The sequence below is a fragment of the Phenylobacterium sp. genome, assembly GCF_028290885.1.
GTDB lineage: Bacteria > Pseudomonadota > Alphaproteobacteria > Caulobacterales > Caulobacteraceae > Phenylobacterium.
The window spans coordinates 1-4,559 of record NZ_JAQGIZ010000075.1 but is presented as its reverse complement, the minus strand read 5'-3'; the positions used below and the strand labels follow the sequence as shown (position 1 = coordinate 4,559).

Annotated in this window: 4 protein-coding genes; 3 read left to right on the top strand and 1 reads right to left on the bottom strand. The window is 73.2% G+C overall.

The genetic code is table 11. The features are described 5' to 3' along the window. Together JWP28_RS05760 and JWP28_RS05755 are read left to right on the top strand one after the other, a co-directional pair. On the top strand, positions 1–726 hold a 726-nt coding region (locus tag JWP28_RS05760; protein ID WP_299540973.1), incomplete at its 5' end, for a 2-dehydro-3-deoxygalactonokinase. Beyond that, positions 723–1,346 (top strand): 2-dehydro-3-deoxy-6-phosphogalactonate aldolase, encoded by a 624-nt coding sequence (locus JWP28_RS05755; protein ID WP_299540970.1) that lies wholly within the window; start codon positions 723–725, stop codon positions 1,344–1,346. The genes JWP28_RS05760 and JWP28_RS05755, both read left to right, overlap by 4 nt. Here the strand turns inward: JWP28_RS05755 and JWP28_RS05750 are convergent. Beyond that, complete coding sequence (locus tag JWP28_RS05750; RefSeq protein ID WP_299540967.1) at positions 1,339–3,576, bottom strand: family 1 glycosylhydrolase; 2,238 nt, start codon at positions 3,574–3,576, stop codon at positions 1,339–1,341. The two genes, JWP28_RS05755 and JWP28_RS05750, sit on opposite strands and share 8 nt — an antisense overlap. A gap of 115 nt (positions 3,577–3,691) precedes the next feature. Here JWP28_RS05750 and galE point away from each other — a divergent pair. Beyond that, positions 3,692–4,559 (top strand): UDP-glucose 4-epimerase GalE (galE, locus tag JWP28_RS05745; protein ID WP_299540964.1); only part of this gene is annotated, 868 nt, incomplete at its 3' end.

Here is a 4,559-nt window from a genome sequence, read left to right as displayed (position 1 = left end):
GACGCACAGAGCCTGCCCGCGATCCTTTGCGGCATGGTCGGCTCCAATCTCGGCTGGACGGCGGTCCCTTACGCCGACTGTCCCGCGGGCCTCGCCGACCTCGCCCGGAGCTTGACCACCGTCGCCGATAACGTTCGCATCGTGCCCGGCCTGCGCTGCGAGGGCATCGCCGGGGCGCCGGACGTCATGCGCGGCGAGGAGACCCAGGTGCTGGGCTGGCTCGCCCGGCATCCCGACCGCCAGGCCGGCCGCCACCTCGTCTGCCACCCGGGCACCCACGCCAAATGGGTGCTGATCGAAGACGGCCGGATCCTCCGCTTCGTCACCGCAATGACCGGCGAGCTGTTCGCCGTGCTTGGCCGGCACAGCCTGCTGAAGAGCGACGCGCCGGCCGACGACGAGGATGCCTTCGACCAGGGCCTGGCCGCAGCGGGGGAGGGCGATGCGCTCGCCGCGCGCCTGTTCACCGCCCGGGCACGCGTGGTCGGCGGCCAGGCCGAGGCGCGGAGCACGCCCAGCTACCTCTCCGGCCTGCTGATCGGCGCCGAGGTGGCGAGCGTGCCGAAGCTGCTCGGCGAGCCGCCGACGCATGTGTCGCTGCTTGGGGACCCTGCCCTTTGCGAGCGCTACCGCCGCGCGCTCGATCGAACCGGCGTGGGGGTCGAGGTGTTCGACGGAGAGGCCGCCGCCATCGCCGGCCTGTTCGCGCTCGGAGCCCAGCCATGACCCTCGACGACGCCCTGGCCGAATGCCCGGTGGTCGCCATCCTGCGTGGCGTGCGTCCCGACGAGGTTCTGGACCATACGCACGTCCTGTTCGCCGCCGGCGTGCGCGGTATCGAAGTCCCACTCAACTCGCCCGACCCGCTGGACAGTATCGGCAAGGCCGCCGCGGCCTATGGCGGGCGGATGGTCGTGGGCGCCGGCACGGTGCTGACCGCCGAGCAGGTCGAGGCGGTGGCAGAGGCCGGGGGCCGGATCATCGTCGCGCCCAACACCTGCGTCGAGGTCATCCGGCGGGCCGTCAAGCTGGGGCTCGCCCCCGCGCCCGGCTTCGCGACGGCCACCGAGGCCTTCACCGCCCTGGAGGCCGGCGCGCGGCATCTGAAGCTGTTCCCGGCGGTGACCTACGGCCCCGCGCACCTCAAGCAGCTGAAAGCGGTCCTGCCGTCCGCCGCCGTGATCTGGGCGGTCGGCGGCGTCGGCCCGCAGAGCATGGCCGACTGGTGGGCCGCAGGCGCACGGGCCTTCGGCCTTGGCGGGGAGCTCTACCGCGCCGGCCAGTCCGTCGCCGAAACCGCCGAGAAGGCGATCCGCGTGATGGCGGCCGCACGCGCGCTTAGCTGACCCGCGCCGGCGCCTCCGCCGCGCGGTCGATCAGCGCGTCGGCCTCCGCGGCGAACTGCGCCTCGCGCACGACCGCCGCATAGCGCGCGATGGCGTTGTCCAGCGGCGGCATGATCCGGCCTCGCTCCGTGCTCAGCGCCGCGTAGGCGGGCCTCGCCGCCGGCCAGCCGAAGCTCGCGGCCGGGACGCCCTGCACGAGCCCCGCGTCGAGATCGAGCGCGCCGGCCACTTGCCGCGCGAAGTCCGCCCAGGACACCGCGGCGTCGTTGGCGAGATGCCGAAGTCCGGTCTCCCCATCGAGCACCAGGTCCAGCACCGCGCCCACCAGATCCGGCACATAGGTGGGCGAGACCACCAGGTCGTCCGCCGCCGCGAAGGCCTGCCCCGCCGCCAGCGTCCTCAGCACCTGAGCCGCGAAGTTATAGGGATCGTAGGGGGAGAAGAACGCCGCCGTGCGCACCATCAGCGCCTGGCCGCCAAGCCCCAGGATCTCCGCCTCGGCGCGCGCCTTGCTGGCCCCGTAGACGTTGAGCGGGCCGGGCGCGTCACCCTCGACATAGGGCCGGTCGCGGCGCCCATCGAACACCAGGTCGCTGGAGAATCCCGTAAACGGCAGGCCGCGGTCCCGGCAGGCCCGCGCCAGCCGTACCGCGCCCTCGGCGTTCGCGGCCATGCAGCCCGCCGGGTCGGCTTCGGCGTCGTCCACCCGCACCCAGCCGGCGGCGTTGACCACCGCCCAGGGCTGGGCGGCCTCCAGCACGCGCGCGATGGAGCCCTCGTCGTCCAACGACAACTCCCCTCGGCCGGTCAGCCGGTAGTCGATCCCGCGCCATTCGCACGCCCGGGCCAGCGCCTTGCCCAGCGTTCCGGTGGCCCCGACGATCAGCAGCGGCCGCGCCGGCGCGGGTGGCGTGCGCCACTCCGGCCGCGGTTCCGGGGCCTCAACTGTTCGGAATACAGGCTTGAATTGTAACCGGATATCCCGCCGCCACCAGCCGGCGCCGGTGGCGCCGGGATGGATCTCGCCGCCGCCCGCCAGCCGCTGCAGTTCGGCCGCCAGCGCGGTCGGCCGCGGCGGGTCGGAACGGACGTCGAAGGCCCCGACCTCATAGTGGCCGTGCTGGCGGGTGAGCAGGCTGTTCCAGTCGTAGGTCCCGAGCAGCGCCCAGGCGGTCACCGCCCGCACGTCGACGCCCCGGCCGCGCAGGCGCTGGGCCGCCTCCCAGGCCTCGCGGATCCAGCGGACCTGCTCCTCGCGGGTGCAGCCGTTGTGGCTCTCGGTCACCGCCAGCGGCCGGCCGTAGCGCGCCCAGGCCTCGTCCAGCGCGCCCTCCAGTCCGCCTGGCGCCGGTAAGACCGCGCGCACCGCCTCCACGTCGGCGAAGGCCATGAAATCGTTGCCGCCGAGCCGCTCGGGCGGATAGTCGCCGATCCGGTGGTCGAGGAACCGGTCGCTGGTCAGGTAGTGGTTCACCCCCAGCACGTCGGGCGGGCAGGGGTCGTCGGCGATCGCGCGCAGCCGCTCGCCGAGCCCGAAGTCGTCCAGCCGCCGCCAGAGGGGGTGGCCGGGTGTCACGCGGCCTTCCAGCAGGTCCCAGGTCATCCAGCGCCGGGCGTTGTCGAAGTCGGCCTGGTGGGCCAGCGCCCGCGTCGAATAGGTGCGCCCCAGGTCTTCGGTCTGCACCAGCCGCGCGTCCGGCCGCACGGCGCGGATCTCGCGCATCGCCAGCCGCGTGGCCTCGATCTGGTTGACGAGGGCCGTCCAGAACCGCGGCTCGTCGGCCGCGTGCGGATGCCAGTGGCCGTAGAGGGCGGAGAACCGGGCGGTGGTCAGCGGCTCGTTGATCGGCGTCCAGTCCGCGACCCACGGATAGCGCTCGGCCGCGGCGCGGGCGTAGGCGGCGAAGGCCTTGGCGAAGCCCTCGTCCAACAGATCGGTGGAGCGTGGCCCGCTGCCGTGATGCAGCAGGCCGGCGATCGGCCGCATGCCCAGCGCCCGGATCCGCGCCAGGCGCTCGTCCGTCCAGCGCCAGTCGAAGCCGCCGCGCCCGTCGGGGTCCGCGCGCTCCCAGAGCACCGGATAGCGCAGCGCCTGCAAGCCCAGCTCGGCAAAGCGGTCGAGGTCGCCGATCCTGTCGTGATGGCCGGAGCGCCGCGTCTGGTCGTGGAACAGGTCGCCGACGCGGTTCACGGTGCATTCGTGACCGCCCCAAAGCTCAAGCTGGGGCATCGATTCCTGGCTTTCCCGTCACAACCGCCGATTCAAGCCCGCGCGCCCGGAAATCGTTCCGCCGGAGCTTGGCCTTAACTGGAACTTGAGAAGCGCAGGGGTCATTATCGCCCCCATGGATCGGGGAACCACGCCCGCCGTGCTGGTCACGGGCGGCGCCGGCTACATCGGCGCCCACACAGCCAAGGCTCTTCATGAGCTGGGCTTCCTGCCGGTCGTCTACGACAACCTGAGCTCCGGCTTCCGCGAGGCGGTCCGTTGGGGCCCCTTCGTGCACGGCGACATCCGCGACCGCACCGCGCTGGGCGAGGCTATGGAAACCCATGGCGTCAAGGCGGTGATCCACTTCGCCGGCCTGATCGAGGTGGGCCGCTCGGTGGCGCGTCCGGACCTGTTCTGGGACGTCAATGTCGCGGGCACGACCGCCCTGCTGACCGTCATGCGCGAGCGCGGGGTGGGCCGACTGGTGTTCTCGTCCAGCGCCGCGGTCTATGGCCAGGGCGCGCGGGGCGCCCTCGAAACAATCGCCGAGGACGCCGAGAAGGCCCCGGCCAGCCCCTACGGCGACACCAAGCTCACGGCCGAGTGGATGATCCAGGCCCAGTGCCGGGCCTATGGCCTGGCCGCCGTGGCGCTGCGCTACTTCAACGCCGCCGGCGCCGACCCCTCCGGCCTGATCGGCGAGGCGCACGAGCCGGAAACCCATCTGATCCCGCTCGCCATCGCCGCGGCCCTGGGGGACGGCAAGCCGCTGACCGTCTTCGGCCAGGACTTCGACACGCCTGACGGGACCTGCCTGCGCGACTACATCCACGTCAGCGATCTGGCCGCCGCGCACGTGGCGGCCCTGGAGGCCGAGCTGCCGGCCGGCGCCTTCGAGGCTGTGAACGTGGGAACGGGGCAGGGCCGCTCGGTGAGCGAGGTGGTCGCGGCCGTCGGCCGCGCCGCCGGCCGCGCCGTGCCGCACAGCCTGGGCGCGCGGC

Coding starts and splice junctions, on each gene's coding strand:
- JWP28_RS05755 (WP_299540970.1), top strand. CDS start 723: ATGACCCTCGACGACGCCCTGGCCGAATGCCCGGTGGTCGCCATCCTG.
- JWP28_RS05750 (WP_299540967.1), bottom strand. CDS start 3,576: ATGCCCCAGCTTGAGCTTTGGGGCGGTCACGAATGCACCGTGAACCGC.